Source organism: Micromonospora taraxaci (assembly GCF_007830095.1).
Lineage (GTDB): Bacteria > Actinomycetota > Actinomycetes > Mycobacteriales > Micromonosporaceae > Micromonospora > Micromonospora taraxaci.
Window position 1 is genome coordinate 691,389 of the sequence record NZ_VIWZ01000001.1, and the last position, 23,719, is coordinate 715,107.

A 23,719-nucleotide genomic window follows, 5' to 3' on the forward strand; every position below is an offset into this window, starting at 1 on the left:
ATGTCCACCGACCCCGCCCCCGACCGGTCCGCCGCCGACGGCTACGTCCAGCGCGCCCAACTCCTCGCCGAACTCGGCCGCCACGACGAGGCAGCCGGCGAGTTGACCTACGGGCTGGCGCTCCAGCCGGACGACATGGAAGCCCTCACCATGCTGGCCCGGGTGCACCTGGCCGCCCACCGCCCGGCCGAGGCGCTCACCGCTGCCGATACGGCCGTGGCCGCCGCACCGGAGGCCCTGCCGCCACTCGTCGTCCGAGCCATGGCACTGGCCGACCTGGAGCGCTACTCCGAGTCGGCAGCCACCGCCGACCGGATTCTCGCCCTCGGCCCGGCCGACGCGTACGCCCAACGCAGCGCCGCCGCGATCCTGGCCGACTCCCGCAACGGGCAGCCGGCGCTCAACGCGGCCTGGCGCGGGGTCGAGCTGGCCCCCGAGGAGCCGCAGGCGCATCTGGTGCTCAGTCTGGTCGCCGCCCGGCTGGATCTGTTCGACCTGGCCGAGCGGGCCTACCGGGAGGCGCTGCGGCTCGATCCGCGCATCGCCGAGGCCGGGCACGACGTCGGTGTCATGCGGCTGGAGCAGCGTCGCTGGTCGGAGGCACTGGAACACGTGGCCGAGGCGGTGACGATCAGCCCGAGCCGGATCGACTCGCCGCGGACGCTCGCGTACGGCCTGCACCGCCTGGTGCTCTACGGCGCGGGTTGGTCACTGGCGGCAGCGGTGGTGGTCGCTGTCGCGGCTGCGGCGAGCGACGGGCTCTCCCGCGTCCTGGCGGTGCTCGCCGCGCTCACCGGTGGGATCGTGGTCTGGCAGCTCGCGGCCCGGCTCCCGGGGCTGACCCGGACCGTCCTGCCCGCCATGCTGCACTCGGACCGGGCGATGGCCCTGGCGGTCTACACAGTGGCTGCCGCGCCGCTGCTGCTGCTGGTGTACGCGGTGATCGGCTCCCCGTGGCCGCTGGTGCTGGCGATCGCCGCCACGGCGGTGGCCGAGTTCGCAGTCTTCACCAGGACGGCGATCCGCTAGCCGCGACGCGCCCAGGTCCAGGCGTACCCCTCGTCTTCGCAGGCGCTGGCGGCGTCGCAGAGGTCCAGGGGGCGGAAGGTGTCGACCATGACGGCCAACTCGTCGAAGTAGTCAGCACCGATGGAACGCTCCGCCGCGCCCGGCTGGGGGCCGTGGGTGAAGCCGGACGGATGCAGGGAGATCGAGCCCTGTTCGATGCCGGAGCCGCGTCGGGCCTCGTAGTTGCCGCCGGTGTAGAAGAGCATCTCGTCGGAGTCGACGTTGTGGTGGTTGTACGGCACCGGGATCGCGTCCGGGTGGTAGTCGACCTTGCGGGGCACGAACGAGCAGATGACGAAGTTGGGGCCCTGGAAGGTCTGGTGCACCGGCGGGGGCTGGTGGATGCGGCCGGTGATCGGCTCGAAGTCGTGGATGGAGAACGCCCACGGGTAGAGGTGACCGTCCCAGCCCACGACGTCGAACGGGTGCTGGGCGTAGACGTAGCGGGTCCAACCACGCCGGTGGCGGACCAACACCTCCACCTCCTCCCCGTCGACGAGCAGGGGCGTGGCCGGGCCGCGCACGTCGCGCTCGCAGTAGGGCGAGTGCTCCAGGAACTGGCCGCGTACGGAGAGGTAGCGCTTGGGCGGGCCGATGTGCCCGGACGCCTCGACGGTGAGCAGGCGGACGGGCTGGTCGCCGGTGGGCACCAGCCGGTGGATGGTCGAGGTGGGGATGATGACGTAGTCGCCGGCGACCGCGTCCAGCACCCCGAAGGGGGACTCGACCCGCAGGGTGCCCGACTCGACGTACAGGCAGTGGTCGCCGGTGGCGTCGCGGAACAGCGGTGAGGGCCGGTCGGCGAGCACGTACCCGATGCGGACGTCGTCGTTGGCGAGCAGGTACTGCCGGCCGAGGACGGGGTCGGAGCCGCCGGTGTCCAGCTTGTGGGTGCGCAGGTGGCGGGGTTTGAGTGGCAGGTTCGGCGCTCGGGTGAACGTGGGCGGGGTGAACTCGTCGGCGGCCAGGATCGCGGTGGGCGCGTGCCGGTGGTAGAGCAGCGACGAGTCGGAGGAGAAGCCCTCCTGGCCCATCAGTTCCTCGGCGTAGAGCGTCCCGTCGGGCTGACGGAACTGGGTGTGGCGCTTGCGCGGCACGTCGCCGACGCTGCGGTAGTACGGCATCTCGCCTCCCGATTTGTTCCGTTCACCGATCAACAGCGTCCGATAATCGGACGCTGTTGTCCGTTCCTCGTAGCGTCCCGTACATTCTTGTTCCGTGTCAACGCAGGTGCCCGCACTCCTCGACGGCCTGGTGGACGACGCCGCCGTCTTCCCGCCGGGCAGCGCCACGCTCCCCGACGCGCTCGCCGCTCACCGTCGACACCGCGCCGCCTGGTACGCGGACCTGGTCGGCCCGCTGCTCCTTCCCGCCTCGACCGTCGCGGCGGGCGAGCTGACCGGTCTCGTCGACCCGGGCGAGGGTCTGGTGATCGGGTTGATCGGTGACACAGGTATCGCCCGCCTGCCGTTCGCGCTGTCGTTCCTGGCGCCCGACGGCGTCACGGCCCGACAGGTCGAGGTGGCGGTCGCCAAGCGCGGCGAGGACCCGCTGCCCGGCATCGCCGAACTGCTGCGGCTCACCGACGCGATGCCGGGTGTCGAGGCCGTATACGCCGAGCTGCCGTTGACCTTCGGGCTGATGGGCGCACTGGACGCGCTCGCCGCCGCCCGCGCCGACGGGGTGCCGATCGCCGCCAAGTTCCGCACCGGCGGCCTGGCCGCCGAACTCTTCCCCACACCGGCCGAGCTGGCCGCCGTGATCTGCGCCTGCCGCGACCGGGGCCTGCCGTTCAAGCTCACCGCCGGGCTGCACCAGGCGATCCGGCACCTGGACCCGGAGACCGGCTTCACCCACCACGGCTACGCCAACGTGCTGGCCGCCGCCCTGGCCGCCGCCGACGGGGAGCGAATGGAGACGGTCGCCGAGCTGCTGACAGTTGTCGACCCGCGGCCCCTGCTGGAGCGCGCGAGCGCACGGCTGGACGCGCCGCGCCCGCTGTGGGTCGGCTTCGGCTCGTGCAGCATCCTGGAACCACTTACCGATCTGATCCGGCTTGGGCTGGTGAACGGGGGCTACGACGCATGACGTGGGTGACCGGTGCCGACGGTTCGCCGTACGGGGTGACGAACCTGCCGTACGGGGTGTTCCGGACCGACGGGGGGCAGCCACGGATCGGCGTACGGATCGGGTCGTGGGTGCTCGACCTGGCCGCGGCGGAGGCCGCCGACCTGGTGCTGGCCGCCGGTACGTTGTGCCGGCCCACCCTCAACGACTTCATGGCGCTGGGCCGTCCGCAGTGGACGGCGGTACGGCAGCGGATCACCGAGCTGCTGACCGACCCGGCGCACCGGGCCGCGGTGGAGCCGCTGCTGGTGCCCCTGGAGGGCGTGGAGCTGCTGCTCCCGATCGAGGTCGCCGACTACGTCGACTTCTACTCGTCCGAGCACCACGCCTCGAACGTCGGTCAGATCTTCCGCCCCGGTCAGCCGCCGCTGCTGCCGAACTGGAAGCACCTGCCGATCGGCTACCACGGGCGGGCCGGCACCGTGGTCGTGTCCGGCACACCGGTGGTCCGACCGACCGGGCAGCGCCCCTCCGCCGACGGCCCGGTCACGGGCCCCTCGGTACGCCTCGACATCGAGGCCGAGGTGGGTTTCGTGGTGGGCGTACCCAGCCCGATGGGTCAGCGGGTCGCCGTCGACGACTTCGCCGACCACGTGTTCGGCGTGGTGCTGGTCAACGACTGGTCCGCCCGCGACATCCAGGCCTGGGAGTATCAGCCGCTCGGGCCGTTCCTCGGCAAGTCGTTCGCCACCTCGGTCTCGGCCTGGGTGACGCCGCTGGACGCGCTCGGCGACGCCTTCGTCCCCGCCCCCGACCAGGACCCGCCTGTGGTCGACTACCTGCGGGACGTGCCGCACCTCGGCCTGGACCTTCGACTGGTGGTCGAGTGGAACGGCGAACAGGTCAGCGAGCCGCCGTTCGCCACCATGTACTGGACCCCGGCGCAACAGCTGGCGCACCTCACCGTCAACGGCGCGTCACTGCGCACCGGCGACCTGTACGCCTCCGGCACCGTCTCGGGCCCGGACCGGTCGCAGGTCGGATCGTTCCTGGAGCTGACCTGGGGCGGGGCGGAGCCGGTCAAGGTGGGCGACGAGACCCGCACGTTCCTGGCCGACGGCGACACGGTGACCATCACCGCCACCGCGCCCGGTCCGGACGGCACCACCATCGCCCTCGGCGAGGTCACCGGCACTGTTCGTCCGGCCGTCTGAGCGGGCGCGATCCATCCGTCTCGTGCACGGGACCGGTTATCGCACAGCCCGTGCGATAACCGGCCCTCGTTGAGCCGTTGATCGTCCGGATCCCGTTGCCTCGCCGCGCAATCCGGGCCGGGCGCTGCCCGGCTGTGAGCGGTGGGGCGTCCATCGCACACGGAGGTAACGACGATGCACGATCTTGCGGGCGCGATCTGGCGTACCAGTAGCCGTTCCAACGACCAGGGGCTCTGCGTGGAAGTGGCGGACAACCTGGTCGATGTCCACGGTCTGGTCGCGGTCCGCGACTCCAAGGACCAGGCTGGCCCCACGCTCGCGGTCAGCCCGCCGGGGTGGACAGCCTTCATCGGCGCGATTCGAGCCGGTCGCTTCGAACGCTGACCGACAGCCTCGGCACCGGTCGACGACGCCCGGTGCCGAGCAACAGTCCAATCGGACAGAGTGGCCTCCGGGTGGTGGAAATTCCGTCCCGGGGGCCCCGTCCGGCCCTCACTCCGCGTACCGTCGGGGACACGGGAGGGTGGCATGTCGACGGTGGCGGTTACCAGAATCATCGAGGCACACGCTGTCGATGTCTGGCGTCTGCTGACCGACCTGCCCGGCCGCACGGCCCGGCTGACCGCGGCCGGCCCGATCGAGGTGCTCACCCCGGGGCCGTTCGGCCCCGGCACCGCCTGGCGTGAGGAGCGCGCCCAGCCGGGCGGCGGCACGTCGAGCGAAGAATTCCTGGTGGTGGAGGCGTTCGCTCCGCAGCGGCTGGTGCTGTGTTCCTCCGGTGCCGGCGTCGACTACCGGATCACCTGGAGCCTGCGCCCCGTCCGGCGTCGCCGCCGGGGTGGCACAGCGATCACCGTCACCCAGGAAGCGGTGCCGATCGCCCCGTACGGCCGGGTGGTGGCTCTGTTGCTCGGTGGCCTTGCCGCGCGTGCGGTCGAGGTGGCGCTCCGGCGTGATCTCGCCGACCTGGCGGCGGCGGCCGGCGTCATCGGCTCGCTCGAAGCCGCCTGAGAGCCGACCGGGCCGAGGCAGCGCGGAGCTCAGCCCAGGGCCCGTTCTGACCGCTGAAGCGGTACCGGACCGCACCGGGCGTGACCACTGTCGCTGCGACCTGAGCGGGGTGCGGCCGGTTCCGCTGGGTAGGGTGCCGGGCGGAGGTGCGGCATGGGGTTCCCGAGAGGCCGGCGACGGCTCGTGACGGTGGTCGCGGCGCTGCTCGCGACCGCGGCCGTCGCGGTCGTCGTCCACCGGGTGCTCGCGCCGGCGGAGGTGAGCACCGTGGCGAGGGGTGACTACCCGGCCCCGGCCCGGCCGCCCGCCGGAGTGATCGGCCGGCTTCCGGTCGCCCCGTTGATCGTGGACGCGAGGCTGCGGGTGTACGCCGCGCACCGTCAGGTCTACGCCGACCGGCCGGTCGACGGGCGGTACCGGACCAGCCCGTACTGGTCGTACCGGCGCTGGCCGGCGGAACTGACCGGGATCGTGGCCAGCGGCAGCACTGTGGTCAGCCGCTGGTCCGACGGCCAACTGGTCGCGCTCGACGCCCGGACCGGCGGGGTGCTCTGGAGAGCCGACGGTCCGAAGCCCGCCCCGACTTCCGCTGTGGTACGCCGTACCGGGGCGGCCACGGTCTGGGAGCCGCGCGGGCTCCGACTCGCCGACCTTCCGGACGGCCGGACGGTGCTGGTGGTCAGCGGGGACGCCCAGGCGCGCGGGGTCGAGGTGCGCGACGGTCGGGAGCTGTGGCGGGTAGACCTGCCTGGCAGTTGTCGCAGCGATGTCGGGACCACCGCCGCCGGCCAGCTGATCGGTCTGGACAGGTGTGCAGGGCCGGCCACGATCGAGTTCCGGGACGCGCTGACCGGCGTGGTGCGCGAGCGTTGGCGACCGCCGGGTGGTTCCTCCGACGAGTTGGTGGTGACGCCGCTCGGCTGTCGTACCGGACAGTCGGACTGCCTGGCGCTGCGGACCGCAGGTCCGGGCGACGCGGGCGGCCGGGGTTGGCTGCTGGGTGCCGGCGCGCCGGTCGCTGCCCCCGCGCTGGATCCGGCCGGTGTCGTGCTGGTGGGTGAGCAGGCCGTCGTCGTCCTCGACGGGGTGGCGGTGGGGCGATCTGCGCGGACGGGCGCCGAACTGTGGCGGTCCGCGGACCTGGGCGCTGCCCGGGTGCTGGCCGCACAGCCTGGCCGGGTGCACCTGCTGACGGAGGTGAACGACCTGGTGACGCTGGACCCGGTGACGGGTGCCCAGCTGTCCCGCTTCCCGCTCAACGTGGGTTCGGACGGCACCGGCTGGGCCCCCGGGGCGGTGGCGGTGGCGGACGGTTACGTCGCTGTCGAACGACTCCGCAAGCCGGTCGATCCGGACGGTGACGATCAGCGCTACTACTACACCGGCGAGGCGTTGATCCTGGCCGCCACCTGATCGGGGCGTCTTCCGACCGGGGCGCTCGACCCGTTCGTACCCTTTGTCCAGAAGGGGTATGTTTCTCATGGTTCACGTTTCCGTGGGAAGGGGTCGGCGCATGGGTAGGACAGCAGCCAGCTACCTCGTGGGAGGCGCGCTAGCCGCCTCCGCGAGCCTCGCGCTGGCGGTCCCGCCGGTGCTGACCGCCGAACCCGCCTCGGCGCGCCTCGGCAGCGCCGTCCGGGCCGAACCGTCGGCCAACAAAGGCGTCACCTTCGAGATCCTGCCGGCGACCCCGACCCCGACGCCGACCTGGTCGCCGCCCACTCCCACACCCACCACGCCGCAACCCAGCCCGAGCCACGGCGGGCACCTGCCGGTCACCGGTTCGGGCGGGTCGACCCTGTTGCTCGTCGGGCTGGGCGGAACCCTGCTGGTCGTCGGCTGGCTCGCTGCCCGCCGACGGCGGCCGGCGTGACGCAAGCCCGCCCGCTGCCAGCAGCGGGGTCGACGTCAGACGGACTGACGTAGCCGTCGGCGCCGGCCGTTGACGTGCACTCCGGCCAGAGTGTCAGCTGCCGGCCGAGATCCGCTCTCGCGGTCGACCGGCTGGAGGCCGACCGGACCGACGGGATCTGCGGGCCAGCACCGCGAGGCCGGTGACCAGCAGCAGGCCCGCGACGGCGGCCCCCACCGCCCAGGCGGACGTGAGCCGGGACACGACACTGCCCTTCGTGCCGATCTGACCCGCGTCGGGGAACCGGATCTGCGCGGTGGCGCTCCCCTTCACCATGCCGCTCTCCAAGCTCACCTCCGCCTTCCAGGGCCCGTTGGGCAGCTCGACAGGGAACCGTGCGACGACCTGTCCGGAGGCGCCTGGTGCCAGCGTGACGCCCTGCCCGACCGCGAACGGTCCCGCCCGGCTGCCGGCCGGACCGTCGGTCAGGGTCACCGTGCCGGTCAGGTCCAGTGCGCGACCCCCGGTGTTGCGGACCTGGACGGTCACCGACGGCTCACCTGCCTCGCTGCGGGCCGGGCTTATCGCACCGATCGAGAAGTCGGAGGCGGGTTCGCCGCCAGGCCCGATGTCGAGATACATCCGTACTCCGACGCGGTGCACCTGGGCGATCTCGCTGGAGGCGCGGGGCGTGCTGGTGGTGGACGCCCAGAGCACCCCGTACCGTTCGCCCCGGGAGGCGGCAGGCGGCACGGTGATGGTCGCGCGGACCCGTGCCTCGGCCCGCGGTGCCAGCTCGACGGTGCGGTGGTCGACGGTGACCCAGGAGGTCAGCTCGTTCTCGGCGCGGCCCTCGCCGAAGCGGAACGCCGAGGCGTCCAGTGTGGCGGCCGCCGGGTACACGTCGACGCGACGGGACTCGTCGGTGCGGTTGACGATCAGCAGTTGCCGCTTGATGGTGGTGCCCGGCGGCAGGTGGTCGACGATGTAGCGCAGTGCGCGAGGGTCGGACCGGCGATCGGTAGGTGCTTCCAGCAACCGGATCCCGATCCTGTCGTCCGCCCCCGTACCCGGTTCGACCGCGCCGGCCCGGGTCGACAGACCCGGACCGGCGAGGCAGAACAGGGCGAGCGCAACCGTGATGGTCGACCGCCCCCGGGGGCTACGCCACCGAATGCGTCACCGTCCCGGTGTAGACGCCCGCGATGCTGTCCAGCGGGACGTTGACCACCAGGGTGGGGTTCCAGCTCGCGGTGTTGCCGCCGGTGCCACCGCTGTGGGTGAAGGCGACGAGCGGGGTGACGCTGGACAGCGGTGCGGCGTCGCCGGCGGTGAGCTGCCCCGGTGTGAAGGTGCCGGTGCCGGTGGTGGCTGTCGCCGGGCCGGACCAGTAGTCGATCTCCTCGGGGAGCACCGTCTCGGGCGGGGAGCTGGTGCCTGTCTGGAAGACCGTTGCCGTCACGGTGGCCACCCAGGACGCGTCGTCGGAGGCCCGGGAGTCGGTGACGGTCACCGTGCCGAGTTGGCCGGTGATGGTGCCACCGGGTGCGCCGGTGCCGAGGTCGGCGGCGGCCGGCGCGACGATGTCGAGCGTGCCGGCGAGAACCTCGAACGTGGTGTCGGTGGTGTCGGTGGGCGCGGCGACAGCCGGCGCGGCGAGGAATCCCACCATCGCCGCGGCGGCTGCCCCGGCAAGACAGATCTTGGCTTTGCGCACTGTGTTACCCCGTTTTCTCGAAGTGGGTCGGCGTGGTCCTCGGCACGTCCGACTACTTCGGAAGATAGGGCTTAAAGCACTCAAAAGCGGACAAATGTCTCGCCCGTCATCGTCTGGTCATAGATGACAGACCTGCGCTCAGGCCAACGCCGCCTCCGCAGCCGCCAGGAAAGCGTCGTTCTCCGCCGGGGTGCCGATGGTGACCCGGACGCCGTCGCCGGCGAACGGCCGCACGATCACGCCGCGCGCCTCGCACGCCTTACCGAACGCCACCGAACGGTCGGCCAGCGGCAGCCAGACGAAGTTGGCCTGGCTCGTCGGCACATCGGGCAGGAACTTGCGCAGCGCCTCGGTGACCCGGTCCCGCTCGGCGATGACCAGGGCGCACCGACGCTCCATCTCGGCAACCTGGGTCAACGCGGCGAGCGCCCCGGCCTGTGCGGCCGTACTGGTGGAGAACGGGGTAGCCACCTTGCGGATCGCGGCAGCCACCACCGGCTGGGCGACCAACCAGCCGATCCGCAACCCCGCCAGCCCCCACGCCTTCGACAGGGTGCGCAGCACCGCCACGTTCGGCCGGTCCAGGTAGTCGAGCCCGTCCGGCACCTCCGCGTCGGTGACGAACTCCCGGTACGCCTCGTCGATCACCACCAGCACGTCGTCCGGCACCGCGTCGAGGAACGCGTCCAGCTCCGCCCGGCGTACCGCGGTGCCGGTGGGGTTGTTCGGGTTGCAGACCAGGATCACCCGGGTCCGGTCGGTCACGGCCGCGGCCATCGCCGCCAGGTCGTGCCCGTGCCCGGCGTCGTTGGGCACCCGCACGCTGGTCGCGCCGCTGGTCGCCGCGATGATCGGGTACGCCTCGAAGGACCGCCAGGAGTAGAGCACCTCGTCCCCGGGCAGGCAGGTGGCCCGGACCAGGTGCTCGGCGAGCGCCACCGACCCGCAGCCGGTGGCGATCCGGTCGGCGTCCACGCCGTACCGCTCGGCCAGCGCGTCCCGCAGCGCGACCACGCCCATGTCCGGGTAGCGGTGAGAGGCCGTGATCGCCTCGGTGACCGCCTCCACCACACCCGGCAGCGGCCCGTACGGAACCTCGTTGCTGGCCAGTTTGATGGCCTCCGGAAGGCCCAACTCGCGAGCCAGGTCGGCGGGGCTGCGCCCAGGCACGTAGTTGGGCAACGCGTCCAGGTCGGCGCGGGTCAGCCGCAGGGCCGGCTGGTGACGTCCGGAGTCGGTCATGGGGTGTCTCCCGAGGGCTGGTTGCGGTCGTCCGAGGGGGCGGGACCGGGGCGGTAGGGGACCTCGACGACCACGGTCTGCGCGCGCTTGTCGTGCAGCGCCTGACGCAGGGGGTGGTCGAAGAGAGGAGAGAGGGAATCGACCAGTTGCAGCACCAGGCCGATCCCGGCGCAGTACCAGAGCAGCGTCGGTAGGCCCAGCGTGCTCCACCGGCTCAGTGCCCGGCCGAAGCCCAGCGGTTGGTCGGCAGCCGTCGGCACCGCCCGGATCCGCATCAACCGCTTGCCGAACGTCTGCCCACCGGAGGCCATGGAGGGCACCTCGTACGCCAGCCACAGCGCGGTGGCGATCAGCAGGATCACCACGAGGAGCATTTCGGCCTGCTCGCCGGGCATCGGCATGCCCTCGGCGGACGTGTCGTTACGCTCGGCGCGCCGGAGAAACTCCTGCCAGAACGGCGCCCACTCCTGCGCCAGGCGCCAGATGAACCAACCGTTGACCAGCACGTTCAGCGCGAGAATGAGACCGAAGTCGATCAGCCGGGCGGTGAGTCGGCGACCGTAACCGGCCAGCCTGTGCCCGTGCGGCCTCGGCTCGGGCGGCCGTCCGGGCCAGCCGGGGTGACCAGCCGGCGGCACCCAGCCGGGTTGACCGCCCGGAGGTGCCCAACCAGGCGGCCCGCCCTGCGGAACCCAACCGGGCGGGCCGGACTGTGGTCCCCAGCCCGGACCCTGTGCTGGTGGCGGGCCGTACCCGGGGCCCTGCCCCGGTGGTGGGCCGTAGCCCGGCTGTGGGCCGTACCCGGGAGGTGGGCCCTGGTGCGGCGGCCCGCCCGGTGCGACGGCTTCGGTGCCGGGGGCGGCCGGGCCGGAGGTCGGGGCCGCGGCCGGGGTGACCGGCTCGACCGGCGGAGGACCGTCCGGCGGGGTGGCGTCAACGGGAATGGGCGCGCCGAGCCAACCCTCGCCGTCCCAGTAGCGTCGGGTCTCGGTGTCGGCGGGGTCGACGTACCAGCCGGGTTGCACGCTCACGCCGTCACTCCGCTTCGCTGCGCGACGGCGCGAGGCGCCACGCCAATGGGCCTGCTGGTTCGCTCGCTGCGCTCGCTCACGTGGACACCTTAACGACGACGGTTCCGGCGAACTTGTCGTGGAGGCACTGCTGCCACGGCTTGTCCCAGAGCTGCCACAAACCGTCGGCGTAGCTGAGCCCTGGGACCAGTGGAGCGGCCAGGTGCTGCACCAGCCACCGCCGGCCAGCCATCCCCCGGTCCAGCGTCCGGGACGGGTCGAGCGGCACCACGCGCAGTTTCATGATCTTCTTGCCGAGCGTCTGACCGTCGCGCTTGAGGTACTCCACGTAGTAGAGCCAGTAGAGCCCGAGCATCAGCACGAAGAGCGCGAGCTGGAGCAGCAGGATCGGCAGGAAGAACTCGAGGAAGAAGGTGCCCGGGTCGGGCTCCACCAGGGTGCCGTCCGGGTTGGTCTGGTTCAACTCGCTGAGCATCCGCCACCAGAGGACGAAGAAGACCGGCAGGAACAGGGTCAACAGGACGGCAGTCGCCAACGCCGTGTCGATCAGCCAGGCCAGGAACCGGTCGCCGAAGCCGGCCAGCGGCTGACCGCTCGGGCTCAGCGGAGGCGGTGGCGGGCCGGGCGGCCCGGCGTACCACTGCGGCGGGGCGTACCCGGGTGGGGCGTACTGCGGCGGCGCGGCGTACCCCTGGGGGTGTGGTCCGGGCGGCGGCACGAAGCCGCCGGCGGCGGGCTGAGGCCCACCGGCCGGCGGCGTCGGGTACGACGGAGGCTGCGTCACGCTCGCAAGTGTTACAGGTTGCCGCGGGCTTCCTGCTCGCGCTCGATCGCCTGGAACAGCGCCTTGAAGTTGCCCTTGCCGAAGCCCAGCGAGCCGTGCCGCTCAATCAGCTCGAAGAAGACAGTGGGGCGGTCCTGCACCGGCTTGGTGAAGATCTGGAGCAGGTAGCCGTCCTCGTCCCGGTCGACCAGGATCTTGCGGGCCTTCAGCTCCTCGATCGGCACACGGACCTTGCCGATGCGCTCGCGCAGCTCCGGGTCGTCGTAGTACGAGTCCGGGGTCTCCAGGAACTCCACGCCGGCGGCGCGCATCGCGTCGACGCTGGCCAGGATGTCGTTGGTGGCGACGGCGATGTGCTGCGCGCCCGGGCCCTGGTAGAACTCCAGGTACTCGTCGATCTGCGACTTCTTGCGGGCGATCGCCGGCTCGTTGAGCGGGAACTTCACCTTGCGGGTGCCGTTCGCGACGACCTTGCTCATCAGCGCCGAGTAGTCGGTGGCGATGTCGTCGCCGACGAACTCCGCCATGTTGGAGAAGCCCATCACCCGCTTGTAGAACTCGACCCACTCGTCCATCCGGCCCAGCTCCACGTTGCCGACCACGTGGTCGACGGCCTGGAAGAAGCGCTTCGGCTGGATGCCTGCGGCGATCATCGGCTGGCGGTCCACGATCGGGCCGCGGGCCACGAAGCCGGGCAGGAACGGCCCGGTGTAGCGGGACCTGTCGACCAGGGTGTGCCGGGTGTCGCCGTACGCGGCGATGGCGGCCATCCGGACCGTGCCGTGCTCGTCGGTCACCTCGTGCGGCTCGACGACGCTGGCGGCGCCCTGCGCGATGGCGTGCGCGTACGCGGCGTCCACGTCCGGGACCTCCAGCGCGATGTCGCTGACCCCGTCGCTGTGCTTCGCCACGTGCTCGGTGCCGTCGGCGTCCGGGCGCACCGCGCCGGTCAGCACGAAGCGGGCCGAGCCGCTGGTCAGCACGTACTGGGCGTGGTCGCGGTAGCCCTGCTCGGGGCCGCGGTACGCCACGCAGGTCATGCCGAACGCGGTGGAGTAGTAGTGGGCGGCCTGCTTGGCGTTGCCGACCAGGAAGTGCACGTGGTCGAGACCCCGGACCGGGAACGGGTCGTGGCTGATGTCGTGGTCGACAGCGCCGACGAGCCGGTCGACGTCGACGTCCTCGGTCGACTGGGGTCGGTCGATCGCCTGGGTCATGGTGGGCTCCCTCGCGTACCGGCCGGCCTCGTGGGCCGCCGTTGTCGGTTCTTGTGGCGAGGATCGCTGGCCCGGCACCGGCTGGGCAACTGTCGACGGAAGTGCTGGTCAGGTTGCGCATTCGGTATGGTCTTCACCCATGAATGGTGAGCAGAATGTACAGCTCGACGCGCTCGACGTGCGCTTGATCGAACTGCTCGCCGAGGAGCCGCGGATCGGGGTGTTGGAGTGTTCCCGGCGGCTCGGGGTGGCCCGCGGCACCGTGCAGGCCCGGCTGGACAAACTGGTGGAGCGGCGGGTCATCGAGGGCTTCGGCCCCGAGATCGCACCGGCCGCGATCGGGTTCGGGGTGACCAGCTTCGTCACCCTCGAAATCAGCCAGCGGCACGGCCACGACCCGGTCACCGCCCACCTCGCCGCGATCCCCGAGGTGCTGGAGGCGCACACCATCACCGGCTCCAGCGACCTGCTCTGCCGGATCGTGGCCCGCTCCAACACCGACCTGCAACGGGTCATCGACCAGATCGTCTCGTCCGCCGGCATCACCCGCGCGTCGACAATCATCGCGCTGGCCGAGCAGATCCCCTATCGCACGCTGCCGCTGGTGCGCAGCGCCGTGCGGGCGCTCTAACACCTTCGGTCGCAGAAAGCGCGGCGACACGGCGGCGCGGGCGTACGGAAGATCCGCGATCGTGGCTACGGTGTGCGGGTGGCGAAGGGGAGCGTGCGCGGTGGGCTGCTGCTCGGCCTCGCCGTGGTCGTCGCCCTCGCCGCGACCGGCGTGTGGAACCCCTTCCCCGGCCTGTGGGAGTGGGTGGACCGCAGCGAACCCATCTCCGAGCCCGACGTGGTGTGGCAGCAACGGGTCGGCGGCACTCCGCGCAGCGTGACCATCGCCGGCGACGCCGTCGTGGTCGAGCAGCGCACCCGGGTCGAGGCCCGCAGCCTGGCCACCGGCACCCAGCTCTGGGAACGCAAGGCGGACTGGTCGGCGGTGGCCGGCGGTGACCGGGACCCGGTCGTCGCCGTGGGCAAGCTGCTGGTCAAGGGGTACGAGCTGCTCGACCCGTCCACCGGCGCGACCCGGCGACGCGACGACGACGCGGTGGCCGTGTGGACGTACCGCAACCTGCTTCTCGACGCCCGCTGCACCGACGCGACCGACTGCACCCTGAGCGCCTGGGACCCGCGCGGCACCGCGCCACTCTGGACGGCCTTCCTACCCGGGGTGCACAGCGGCCTGCTCGCCGACAACCCCGGCCTGCGCGGCACCCGCCGGCTCACCTCCACCCGGATCGACGACGGGGTGGCCGGGGCGGAGACCGCGCCGCCCCTGCTCGGCTTCCCGGTGGACGGACGGGTGCACGTGGTCGACACCGCCACCGGCCGGGTGTTGCAGAACGTCGAGCCCGCCCGCGACGAGCGGCTGTCGGTGGTGGGCGGCCGGATGTTGCGGATCGCGGCCCGCTCGCAGGACGGCGCCTGCTACTTCGCCATTTCCGCCCGGGACCCGGCGACCGGCCAGGAGGCCTGGCAGCGGGCCGGGGTCAACCTGCGCACCGCCGACTCCGCCGGCTGCGTACAGCGGGAGGACCCGCAGGGCGCGCGGAACGTGCTGATCGGCGTGGGCCCGGACGGCCGCGAAGCGGTCATCGACGGGTACGACGGACGGCTGCTCTGGGTCGGTGAGTCGGGCACCAAGTTGATCGCTGTGGACGACCGTGTGGCGGTGTTCCGGGCTGCCGACAAGCGCTCGGTGATCGCCCGTGAGCTGGGCACCGACAAGGTGCTCTGGACGCGCCCCGCCAGTGGCAAGGCCGGTGCCGCGCTCACCCCGTACGCGGCGGTGGTCGCCGACGAGAAGCCGTCCCGGCTGGTCGCTGTGGACCCGCGCAGCGGCAAGGAGTTGGCCGCCCTGCGCACCTCGGCGAACGCCCTCGCGGTCGGCTCGCAGGGCATGATCGTCGGGGAGGGCCGGGAGATCGGGTACGTCCGGTTCGGCGCGGCCGGAGGCTCGCCTGCCCGACCGCCCGGCGACGGTGGGAATCCCCGCCCGGGTGGCACCGGACCCGGCTCCGGGCCCGGTGGGCCCAACAACGGCGACTGCGGGCCGAAGGGTGAGCTGTGCCCGGAGCCGGAGGGTGGCAAGGACGGCTGAGCGGGGATTCACCTGCTCCTCGGCGCGACGGCTGGGCGGCTGACGCGCGGCAGATGAGAGCGGCGTCCCAGGACGCGCCCGGCGGGTGGGAGTGATCGACCGGTCTGCCCTAGGCTTGCCGCTCATGAGCAGTGCCGCCGCATTCTCGTACGCCCCTCTGCTGCCGACCGGCCCGGACCAGACGGACTATCGCCTGGTCACCGACGAGGGTGTGGACGTCGTACACGGCCCGGGAGGCCGCCGGTTCCTGACCGTGGAGCCGGCCGCGCTCACCGCGCTGACCGCCGAGGCGATGCACGACATCGCGCACTTCCTGCGCCCTGCGCACCTGGCCCAGCTCCGGGCGATCATCGACGACCCGGCGGCCTCGCCGAACGACCGGTTCGTCGCGTTGGACCTGCTCCGCAACGCCAACATCGCCGCCGGTGGCGTGTTGCCGATGTGCCAGGACACCGGCACCGCGATCGTGATGGGTAAGCGTGGCCGGCACGTGCTGACCGACGGAGCTGACGCCGAGGCCATCTCCCGGGGCGTCTACCAGGCGTACACCAAGCTCAACCTGCGCTACTCCCAGCTCGCCCCGCTCACCATGTGGGACGAGCGGAACACCGGCAGCAACCTGCCGGCCCAGGTGGAGCTGTACGCGGAGGACCCGGACGGGCACCCGGACGCGTACAAGTTCCTGTTCATGGCCAAGGGCGGCGGGTCGGCCAACAAGTCGTACCTCTACCAGGAGACCAAGGCACTGCTCAACCCGACGAGGATGATGCAGTTCCTGGAGGAGAAGCTGCGGCTGATCGGCACCGCCGCCTGCCCGCCGTACCACCTGGCCATCGTCATCGGCGGCACCTCCGCCGAGTACGCGCTGAAGACCGCGAAGTACGCCAGCGCCAAGTACCTCGACGCGCTGCCAACGCAGGGCTCGATGAGCGCACACGGCTTCCGTGACCTGGAGCTTGAGGCGGAGGTGCTGGAGCTGACCCGCAACTTCGGCATCGGCGCGCAGTTCGGCGGCCGGTACTTCTGCCACGACGTGCGGGTGGTCAGGTTGCCCCGGCACGGCGCGTCCTGCCCGGTGGCGATCGCCGTCTCCTGTTCGGCGGATCGGCAGGCGGTCGCCAAGATCACCCCGTCGGGCGTGTGGCTGGAGCGCCTCGAAACCGACCCGGCGCGTTTCCTGCCCGACGTCACCGACGACTCGCTGGACGCAGAGCTGGTCGTACGGGTCGACCTCAACCGACCGATGGACGAGATCCGCGCCGAGCTGTCCAAGTACCCGGTGAAGACCCGGCTGTCACTGTCCGGCCCGCTCGTGGTGGCCCGGGACATCGCGCACGCCAAGATCGCGGAGCGGTTGGACGCCGGCGAGCCGATGCCGCAGTACCTGCGCGACCACGCGGTCTACTACGCCGGCCCGGCGAAGACCCCCGAGGGGTACGCGTCGGGCTCCTTCGGCCCGACCACCGCCGGGCGGATGGACGCCTACGTGGAGAAGTTCCAGGCCGCCGGTGGCTCCCAGGTGATGCTGGCCAAGGGCAACCGCTCCGGTCAGGTGACCCGCTCCTGCCAGCAGCACGGCGGCTTCTACCTCGGCTCGATCGGCGGCCCCGCCGCCCGCCTCGCTCAGGACTGCATCAAGCACGTCGAGGTCCTCGAATACGCGGAGCTGGGCATGGAGGCGGTCTGGAAGATCGAGGTGGAGGACTTCCCGGCCTTCATCGTGGTCGACGACAAGGGCAACGACTTCTTCGCCGAGGTCACCAAGCCGGTGCTCACCATCGGCCGCCACTGACCGACACGTACGCGAAGGGGCGCCGGGCGAACTCGCCCGGCGCCCCTTCTGTCGCCCGTGCACCACCGACATCGGTACGCCCGCCCCGCTGGGGTGGGACGGGCGCACCGCCCCCGTCGGATGTCGTCACCGACAACGCACAGCGAGTCTGCTCAGGACCACTGTCGATCCGCTCTCAGATCCCTATCGCCTGGCTGCGGCGATTTGTGATCGCCGGACTACTCTGCTGAAAGGTGCGGCGGTGAGGCGGGGGAGCAGATGCGGTTCGGGATCCTGGGGCCCCTGCGGGTCGGCGGTGGCGAGTCCACTGTCACCGCGGGTCGGGATCGGGTCGTACTCGCGATGTTGTTGCTCCGGGCCGGCCGGTTGGTGCCGGTGGAGGAGCTGATCGACGCGGTCTGGGAGGAGAATCCTCCGGCCACCGCCCGTGCCCAGTTGCAGACGTGTGTGTCGCGGTTGCGTCGTCGTTTCGCCGAGTTGCAGCTGCCCGGGGATGTCATCGTCACCGACCCGGTCGGGTACGGCATCCGCACCGCCCCGGACGACCTGGATGCCGAGGTCTTCGCCCGTACGGTCGAAGCGGCCCGGGCCGCCGCCGTGACCGGTCGTCCGGCTGAGGCGGGTGAGCGGTTCCGCGCGGCCCTGGCGCTCTGGCGCGGGCCGGCGCTCGGCGGCATCCCCAACCGCAGCGTCCGCCGTCGGGCGCAGACGCTCGACGAGCAGCGCCTGACTGTGCTGGAGGAGTGCGTCGAGGTCGAGTTGCGCCTCGGGCGGGCCGCGGAGTTGATTGGGGAACTGGCCGAGGGCGTCGATCGGCATCCGCTGCGGGAGCGTCTGCGAGGCCAGCTGATGTTGGCGCTGTCGTCGGTGGGCCGGCAGGCCGACGCGCTCACGGTGTACCGGGAGGGCCGGCGGTTCTACGCCGACGAGTTGGGCATTGAGCCGGGTGCCGCGTTGCAGGAGCTGCACCAACGCGTACTCGCCGGCGATCTGGCCGTGACCCGCCCGGAGGAGCGGTCCTTCACCCAGGTCCGGGCGCTGCCCCGGTCGATCAGCGACTTCACCGGACGGCAGGAGACGCTCGGTCGGCTGGTGAAGGAGATCGAGGAAGACGACGCCCGAATTCAACTCCTCGACGGCATGGCGGGCAGCGGAAAAACCACGCTGGCCGTGCACATCGCCACGGCGCTCGGGGACCGCTACCCCGACGCGCACCTCTTCATCGACCTGCACGGGCACAGCGAACGAGCACCGCTGCCGGCCACCACCGCCCTTGCCGCGCTGCTCCGCCAGCTCGGCGTCCCCGGCGACCGGATGCCCGCCGACACCGACGAACGCGCTGCCCTGTGGCGCAGCCAACTGTCCGGACGGCGGGCGATCGTGGTGCTCGACAACGCCGCCAGCGCCGCTCAGGTTGCACCGCTGCTGCCCAGCGGCCGGGACACCCTCACCCTGATCACCAGCCGCCGCCGGCTCGTCGGGCTGGACGGTGGCAAGCCGACGTCGCTGGCTGTGCTGGACCCCGAGGAGGCAGTGGAGCTGCTCGGGCGGGTGCTGGGTCCCGACCGGGTCGCCGCCGAGCCGGAGGCGGCTGCCGAGGTGGCCAGCCGTTGCGGGTACCTGCCCCTGGCGATCCGGCTGGCGGGGGCCCGGCTCGTCCACCGGCCCCGGTGGCAGATCCACGACCTGGCGGACCGGCTCGCCCCGGGACGGGACACCCTGACCAAGCTGTCGGCCGGCGAGCGTTCCGTCGGGCAGGCGTTCTCCCTGTCGTACGCGCAGCTCGAACCCGACCAGCAGCGGATGTTCCGGCTGTTGGCGCTGCACCCGGAGGGGTCGTTCGACGATCGGGTGGCGGCGGCGGTCGTCGACCTGCCCCTGCCGGAAGCCCAGAGTCTCCTGGACAATCTCGCCGACTCGCACCTCGTCGACGAACCGGCACTCGGCCGATTCCGCTTCCACGACCTCATGCGCGAGTACGCCCAGCAACTGCTGGAGACCAGCGAGACGGCAGCGAGCCGAAGGTCCGCCACCGTCCGGCTTCTTGATCACTACCTGCACGTGGCGCACGCTCTCGCCAATCAGATGGAGCCGGTGGCCAGCCGTTCCGCCCTGGTGCTGCCGGAACCCCCGCGAGCCGATCTGGTGCAGAAGTCGGCTGCGGATGGGGCCGCCTGGTTCGACGCCAACCGGGCCGCGCTGCCGGCGCTGGTGCGGCTGGCCGCCGCAGAGGGGCAACTGGAACGTTGCTGGCAGCTGGCCCGCACGTCCTGGTTCCACCTGTTCATGAGCGGCCACCTGGACGAGCTGGTGGACGTCCACACAGTCGCGTTGCGCGCCGCCGAGCAGCTCGGTGACGCGGGGGCCATCGCCACCGTGCAGAACTATCTCTCCTCGGGCTACTTCCGGCTCGGGCGGTTCGCGGAGGCCATCAAGTTGATGGAGGTCGCGCTTCGACTGCGTCAGCAGCTCGGCGACCGGCGTGGTGAGGCGACTGTCCGCCGGAACCTGGCCGTCGCGTACGGGGCGAACTGGCAACTTGCTCCCGCGTTGGTCCACTCCGCCGCGGCGCTGGCGCTCGTCTCCGCCAGGGACCAGCCGGCGGAGGTCGTCGCGATGCTCAACAACCAGGCGATCCTGCTGATGGCCTGGGGCCGTTACCCGGAGTCGCGGCGGGTCTCGCGGCGTCAGCTGAGCCTGGCCCGCGAGATCGGGGACATGAGCGCCCTGTGGAACGCGCTGGGGCACCTGGGCGCGGTGCGGGCGCGACTCGGCGACTACGCGGGTGCACGCCGGTTCCTGCGGTTGACGTTGCAGTTCAAACGCCGCCAGGTCAACCGCTTCGGCGAGGGTGAGGTCCTCAACGAACTGGGCGCGATCGAGCGGATCCTGGGCCGGCCCGAGGCCGCCGCGACGCTGCACCGCGAGGCGCTCGGCGCGGTGACGAAATCCGGAGACCGCACCGGCGCCTGCGTGTCGCGCAACTTCCTGGCCCGTGCGCTTCTCGACCAGGGGGACGTCACCAGCGCTGCCGACCTGTACCGGCGTGTGCTCGCCGAAGCCGTCCGAATGGGTGCCCGGCACGAGCAGGCCCACGCGCTGGACGGGATCGCCCGCTGTCTGCGGGACACCGACCCGGCCGCGGCCCGGTCACACTGGATCCGCGCGCTGGACCTGTTCCGGCAGATCGAGTCGCCGGACCAGCACGAGGTGAGCCGACTGCTCACCGAGTTGGGCTGATGGGCCATCAGCGGTCTGCCGGCGGCGGGGCAGCTCACCGTCGGCCAGCACCGAGCGGTCCGACACGCGTGGAAGCGCCAGGCTTTCGCCTGGCGCTTCCGGCGTCGGTAGTTCTGCACCGACATCGGTACGCCCGCCCCGCTGGGGTGGGACGGGCGCACCGCCCCCGTCGGATGTCGTCACCGCCAACCTGGAACAAGTTTCCGGTGTGCCGCACTCGATCCGCTCTCACATCGCTATCACCGTGCTGTGTCGGGCGGTGATGACGGGACTACGCTGCTGGTTGGTGCGCCACGGGGGTGGAGGAGTAGATGCGGTTCGGGATCCTGGGGCCTCTGCGGGTTGGTGGTGGTGAGGCCACTGTCACCGCGGGTCGGGATCGAATCGTGCTCGCCACGCTGCTGTTGCGGGCCGGTCGGCTCGTGCCCGTCGACGAGTTGGTGGACGCCGTGTGGGAGGACAGCCCCCCAGCCACCGCCCGGGCCCAGTTGCAGACCTGCGTGTCCCGGTTGCGCCGCCGGTTCACCGAACTCGACCTCGCACCCGAGCTCATCGTCACCGACCCGGTCGGATACGGCGTCCGGACCACCCCGAACGACCTGGATGCCGACGTCTTCGTTAGAGGCGTGGAGACGGCCCGGGCCGCCGTTGTGGCCGGCCGGTTGGCCGAGGCGCGTACAGGTTTCCGCGCCGCCCTGGCGCTGTGGCGAGGGCCGGCACTCGCTGGCATCCCCAGCGTCAGCGTCCGTCGTCGGGCGCAGGCGCTCGACGAGCAACGCCTCACCGCGCTGGAGGAGTGCGTCGAGGTCGAGCTGCGGCTCGGCCGGGCCGCGGAGCTGATCGAGGAACTGGCGGAGAGCGTCGATCGGCATCCCCTGCGGGAGCGCTTGCGTGGTCAACTGATGCTGGCCCTGTCGTCGGTCGGGAGACAGGCGGACGCCCTCGCCGTCTATCGGGAGGGCCGACAGACATACGCCGACGAGTTGGGCATCGAACCGGGCGCCGAATTGCAGGAGCTGCACCAGCGGGTGCTCGCCGGCGACCTCGCCCTGGCCGGTCGACCGGCTCAACCCGTCGGCCCGGTCCGCTCACTGCCCCGGGCGATCGGGGATTTCATCGGTCGGCAGGAGACGGTGGCCCGCCTGGTCAAGGAGATTGAGGAGGACGGCACCCGGATCCAGGTGGTCGACGGGATGGCCGGCAGCGGCAAGACCACGCTCGCCGTACACGTCGCGACCGCGCTCGCCGACCGTTATCCCGACGCCCAGCTCTTCATCGATCTGCACGGGCACAGCGAACGCCGACCGTTGACGCCGGCCACGGCCGTGGCGGCCCTGCTGCGCCAGCTCGGCGTGCCGGCGGAGCGGGTGCCGGAGAACCTTGACGACAGGTTGGCGCTGTGGCGGATCGAGTTGGCCGGTCGGCGAGCGTTGGTGGTGCTGGACAACGCCGGCACCGCCGACCAGGTGGCCCCGCTGCTGCCCAACGGCCCGCACTGCCTGGTCCTCATCACCAGTCGTCGTCGACTGGTCGGGCTCGACGAGGGTCGGCCGTCGTCACTGCCGGTCCTCGACGCCGATGAGGCGATCGAACTGCTCGGCCGGGTTGCTGGCCTGGATCGGATCGCCGCCGAACCGGAGGCGGCGGCCGAGGTGGCGCGTCGCTGCGGCCACCTGCCGCTCGCCATCCGGTTGGCCGGCGCACGCCTCGCGCATCGGCCTCGCTGGAGGGTCGCGGACCTCGCCGAGCGGCTGGTCACCGGAGCGGGTCCGCTGGCCGAGCTGACCGCCGGGCAGCGCTCGGTGGGGCAGGCGTTCGCCCTGTCGTACGAGCAGGTCTCACCGACGGCGCAGCGGCTGTTTCCGCTGCTCAGCCTGTATCCGGGGGGACGCCTGGACAGCCGAGTTGCCGCCGCCCTCGCCGAGCTGCCCCTGACCGACACCCAGGACCTGCTTGACGAGTTGGTCGACGCGCACCTGGTGGACGAGGTGCAGCCGGGCTGGTACCGGCTACACGACCTGCTCCGTGAGTACGCCCGGCTGCTGCTCGCCGGCCCGGAGCGGCACATCGAGCGCCGGGCCGCAGTGGAGCGGCTGCTGGACCACCATCTGTCCATCACGTTGGCGATCGCCCGGAGGATCGAGGCGGCGGGCAGTCGCCGCAACATTCCCGCGGACACGCCCCGGCGTCCGGATCTGATGGCTGTGCCGGTGGCCGAGGGGTGGGGGTGGTTCGAGGAGAACCACACCGGGCTCACCGCCCTCGTTCGGGTAGCCGAGGAGGAAAGCTTCCCGGTTCATTGCTGGAAGCTGGCCCGGGCCTGCTGGCGGCTCAACTTCGAGGGCGGGCACCTCGACGAGCTGATCGAGACCCACACGATCGGGCTTCGCGTAGCCGAGCGGCTGGGCGACGAGGCGGCCATCGCCGTGATGCTGAACTACCTCTCCTCGGCGTACTTCCGGCTGGCCCGCTTCCCGGAGGCGATCCGGTCGATGGAGGTGGCGCTCAGGTTGCGCCGCCAGCTCGGGCTGCGCGGCGACGTGCTCAGCACGCTCTGGAATCTCGGCATCTCGTATGCCGCGAACGGTGACTTCCGGCAGGGCAAGGCGAAGTTCGACGAGGCACTCAGCATGATCCGCAGCCTGGCCGACGTGCATGAGCTGACCAATCTGTTGCACAACCTGTGCTACGCGTTGATCCGGTGGGGGCGGTACGACGAGGCCCTGCGCCACGCCCGACTGCATCTCCTGCTGGCTCGCCAGGCGAAGGACCTCCGGCAGACCCACAATGCGCTGGGGCACCTCGCGATAATCCGGCACCGGATGGGCGACCTGGGTCCTGCCCGCCGCCTGCTGCGGGTCGCGCTGTCCCTCAAACGCCGGCTAGGCGACCGTTTCGGCGAGGGAGAGGTGCTCAACGAGATCGGCATGATGGAACGCGTCGCCGGCGACCCGGAACGTGCCGCCGCCCTGCACCGGGACGCGCTGGTAGCGATGATGGAGGCCGGCGACCGGATGGGGGAATGTGCGTCCCGCAATCTGCTGGCCCGGGCGATCCTGGAGCAGGGGGACGCCGCCAGCGCGCTCGACCTGCACCGCCGGGTGCTCGCCGACGCCAGCCGGCTCGGCGCCCGCTACGAGAAGGCCTGGGCGTTGGAGGGCGTCGCCCGCTGCGTACGGGCCACGGATCCGACGGCGGCCCGCGCGCACCTGGAGCAGGCGCTGACGCTGTTCCGGCAGATCGAGTCGCCGGACCGGCACGAGGTGGAGAGGCTGCTCACCGAGTTGGGCTGACGGATCATCTGCGGGTCGGCCACGGGCGCGGCA

At 71.8% G+C, this 23,719-nt stretch carries 19 protein-coding genes; 12 read left to right on the top strand and 7 right to left on the bottom strand.

Translation table 11 applies throughout. The features are described 5' to 3' along the window. Complete coding sequence (locus FHU34_RS03290) at positions 1–1,029, top strand: tetratricopeptide repeat protein (RefSeq protein ID WP_145778632.1); 1,029 nt, start codon at positions 1–3, stop codon at positions 1,027–1,029. Here the strand turns inward: FHU34_RS03290 and FHU34_RS03295 are convergent. Then, positions 1,026–2,192 carry a homogentisate 1,2-dioxygenase gene (locus tag FHU34_RS03295; RefSeq protein WP_145778633.1) on the bottom strand — a complete coding sequence of 389 codons (1,167 nt, stop codon included), beginning with the start codon at positions 2,190–2,192 and terminating at the stop codon, positions 1,026–1,028. The genes FHU34_RS03290 and FHU34_RS03295 overlap by 4 nt on opposite strands. A 94-nt stretch (positions 2,193–2,286) precedes the next feature. Here FHU34_RS03295 and FHU34_RS03300 point away from each other — a divergent pair, with 94 nt between their 5' ends. From FHU34_RS03300 to FHU34_RS03325, 6 genes are all read left to right on the top strand, one after another. Then, the gene (locus FHU34_RS03300; RefSeq protein WP_145778634.1) at positions 2,287–3,156 is read left to right on the top strand and encodes a hypothetical protein; all 870 of its coding nucleotides are present in this window, start codon (positions 2,287–2,289) and stop codon (positions 3,154–3,156) included. After that, the gene (fahA, locus tag FHU34_RS03305) at positions 3,153–4,349 is read left to right on the top strand and encodes a fumarylacetoacetase (protein ID WP_145778635.1); all 1,197 of its coding nucleotides are present in this window, start codon (positions 3,153–3,155) and stop codon (positions 4,347–4,349) included. The genes FHU34_RS03300 and fahA overlap by 4 nt, the downstream gene beginning before the upstream one ends. Before the next feature lie 174 nt (positions 4,350–4,523). Then, positions 4,524–4,733 (top strand): DUF397 domain-containing protein, encoded by a 210-nt coding sequence (locus FHU34_RS03310; protein ID WP_088987326.1) that lies wholly within the window; start codon positions 4,524–4,526, stop codon positions 4,731–4,733. A gap of 144 nt (positions 4,734–4,877) precedes the next feature. After that, entirely contained in the window at positions 4,878–5,360 is a 483-nt protein-coding gene (locus FHU34_RS03315) for an SRPBCC family protein (RefSeq protein WP_145778636.1), read from the top strand. 153 nt (positions 5,361–5,513) lie between these two features. Beyond that, positions 5,514–6,773, top strand: a complete 1,260-nt coding sequence (locus FHU34_RS03320) for an outer membrane protein assembly factor BamB family protein (RefSeq protein ID WP_145778637.1) — start codon at positions 5,514–5,516, stop codon at positions 6,771–6,773. A gap of 100 nt (positions 6,774–6,873) precedes the next feature. Continuing rightward, positions 6,874–7,233 (top strand): LPXTG cell wall anchor domain-containing protein, encoded by a 360-nt coding sequence (locus FHU34_RS03325; protein ID WP_244311533.1) that lies wholly within the window; start codon positions 6,874–6,876, stop codon positions 7,231–7,233. Positions 7,234–7,326: 93 nt separating this feature from the next. Here FHU34_RS03325 and FHU34_RS03330 read toward each other — a convergent pair whose 3' ends face one another. The 6 genes from FHU34_RS03330 to hppD form a co-directional block, all read right to left on the bottom strand. After that, positions 7,327–8,250 carry a hypothetical protein gene (locus FHU34_RS03330; protein ID WP_208744915.1) on the bottom strand — a complete coding sequence of 308 codons (924 nt, stop codon included), beginning with the start codon at positions 8,248–8,250 and terminating at the stop codon, positions 7,327–7,329. 124 nt (positions 8,251–8,374) lie between these two features. After that, positions 8,375–8,929, bottom strand: a complete 555-nt coding sequence (locus FHU34_RS03335; protein WP_244311534.1) for a hypothetical protein — start codon at positions 8,927–8,929, stop codon at positions 8,375–8,377. Between the two features lie 138 nt (positions 8,930–9,067). Further along, on the bottom strand, positions 9,068–10,171 hold the full coding sequence (gene hisC, locus FHU34_RS03340; RefSeq protein ID WP_145778640.1) for a histidinol-phosphate transaminase: 1,104 nt from the start codon (positions 10,169–10,171) through the stop codon (positions 9,068–9,070). Beyond that, the gene (locus FHU34_RS03345; protein WP_145778641.1) at positions 10,168–11,202 is read right to left on the bottom strand and encodes an RDD family protein; all 1,035 of its coding nucleotides are present in this window, start codon (positions 11,200–11,202) and stop codon (positions 10,168–10,170) included. Before FHU34_RS03345 ends, hisC begins: the two co-directional genes overlap by 4 nt. Positions 11,203–11,278: 76 nt before the next feature. Then, entirely contained in the window at positions 11,279–11,986 is a 708-nt protein-coding gene (locus FHU34_RS03350) for an RDD family protein (protein WP_145778642.1), read from the bottom strand. A gap of 11 nt (positions 11,987–11,997) precedes the next feature. Continuing rightward, positions 11,998–13,203 carry a 4-hydroxyphenylpyruvate dioxygenase gene (gene hppD, locus FHU34_RS03355; protein WP_145778643.1) on the bottom strand — a complete coding sequence of 402 codons (1,206 nt, stop codon included), beginning with the start codon at positions 13,201–13,203 and terminating at the stop codon, positions 11,998–12,000. Between the two features lie 139 nt (positions 13,204–13,342). Here hppD and FHU34_RS03360 point away from each other — a divergent pair, with 139 nt between their 5' ends. The 5 genes from FHU34_RS03360 (at position 13,343) to FHU34_RS03380 (ending at position 23,686) form a co-directional block, all read left to right on the top strand. Next, positions 13,343–13,834, top strand: coding sequence for an Lrp/AsnC family transcriptional regulator (locus FHU34_RS03360; RefSeq protein WP_145778644.1), 492 nt, complete (start codon positions 13,343–13,345; stop codon positions 13,832–13,834). Positions 13,835–13,906: 72 nt separating this feature from the next. Then, on the top strand, positions 13,907–15,361 hold the full coding sequence (locus FHU34_RS03365; RefSeq protein WP_425280514.1) for an outer membrane protein assembly factor BamB family protein: 1,455 nt from the start codon (positions 13,907–13,909) through the stop codon (positions 15,359–15,361). 124 nt (positions 15,362–15,485) lie between these two features. Continuing rightward, complete coding sequence (locus FHU34_RS03370) at positions 15,486–17,153, top strand: fumarate hydratase (RefSeq protein ID WP_145778645.1); 1,668 nt, start codon at positions 15,486–15,488, stop codon at positions 17,151–17,153. 258 nt (positions 17,154–17,411) lie between these two features. Further along, positions 17,412–20,393, top strand: a complete 2,982-nt coding sequence (locus tag FHU34_RS03375) for an AfsR/SARP family transcriptional regulator (RefSeq protein WP_145778646.1) — start codon at positions 17,412–17,414, stop codon at positions 20,391–20,393. 311 nt (positions 20,394–20,704) lie between these two features. Further along, positions 20,705–23,686 carry an AfsR/SARP family transcriptional regulator gene (locus tag FHU34_RS03380; RefSeq protein ID WP_145778647.1) on the top strand — a complete coding sequence of 994 codons (2,982 nt, stop codon included), beginning with the start codon at positions 20,705–20,707 and terminating at the stop codon, positions 23,684–23,686. The last annotated feature ends 33 nt before the right edge of the window (positions 23,687–23,719 follow it).

Coding starts and splice junctions, on each gene's coding strand:
- FHU34_RS03290 (WP_145778632.1), top strand. CDS start 1: ATGTCCACCGACCCCGCCCCCGACCGGTCCGCCGCCGACGGCTACGTC.
- FHU34_RS03295 (WP_145778633.1), bottom strand. CDS start 2,192: ATGCCGTACTACCGCAGCGTCGGCGACGTGCCGCGCAAGCGCCACACC.
- fahA (WP_145778635.1), top strand. CDS start 3,153: ATGACGTGGGTGACCGGTGCCGACGGTTCGCCGTACGGGGTGACGAAC.
- FHU34_RS03310 (WP_088987326.1), top strand. CDS start 4,524: ATGCACGATCTTGCGGGCGCGATCTGGCGTACCAGTAGCCGTTCCAAC.
- FHU34_RS03315 (WP_145778636.1), top strand. CDS start 4,878: ATGTCGACGGTGGCGGTTACCAGAATCATCGAGGCACACGCTGTCGAT.
- FHU34_RS03320 (WP_145778637.1), top strand. CDS start 5,514: ATGGGGTTCCCGAGAGGCCGGCGACGGCTCGTGACGGTGGTCGCGGCG.
- FHU34_RS03325 (WP_244311533.1), top strand. CDS start 6,874: ATGGGTAGGACAGCAGCCAGCTACCTCGTGGGAGGCGCGCTAGCCGCC.
- hisC (WP_145778640.1), bottom strand. CDS start 10,171: ATGACCGACTCCGGACGTCACCAGCCGGCCCTGCGGCTGACCCGCGCC.
- hppD (WP_145778643.1), bottom strand. CDS start 13,203: ATGACCCAGGCGATCGACCGACCCCAGTCGACCGAGGACGTCGACGTC.
- FHU34_RS03360 (WP_145778644.1), top strand. CDS start 13,343: ATGAATGGTGAGCAGAATGTACAGCTCGACGCGCTCGACGTGCGCTTG.
- FHU34_RS03370 (WP_145778645.1), top strand. CDS start 15,486: ATGAGCAGTGCCGCCGCATTCTCGTACGCCCCTCTGCTGCCGACCGGC.
- FHU34_RS03375 (WP_145778646.1), top strand. CDS start 17,412: ATGCGGTTCGGGATCCTGGGGCCCCTGCGGGTCGGCGGTGGCGAGTCC.
- FHU34_RS03380 (WP_145778647.1), top strand. CDS start 20,705: ATGCGGTTCGGGATCCTGGGGCCTCTGCGGGTTGGTGGTGGTGAGGCC.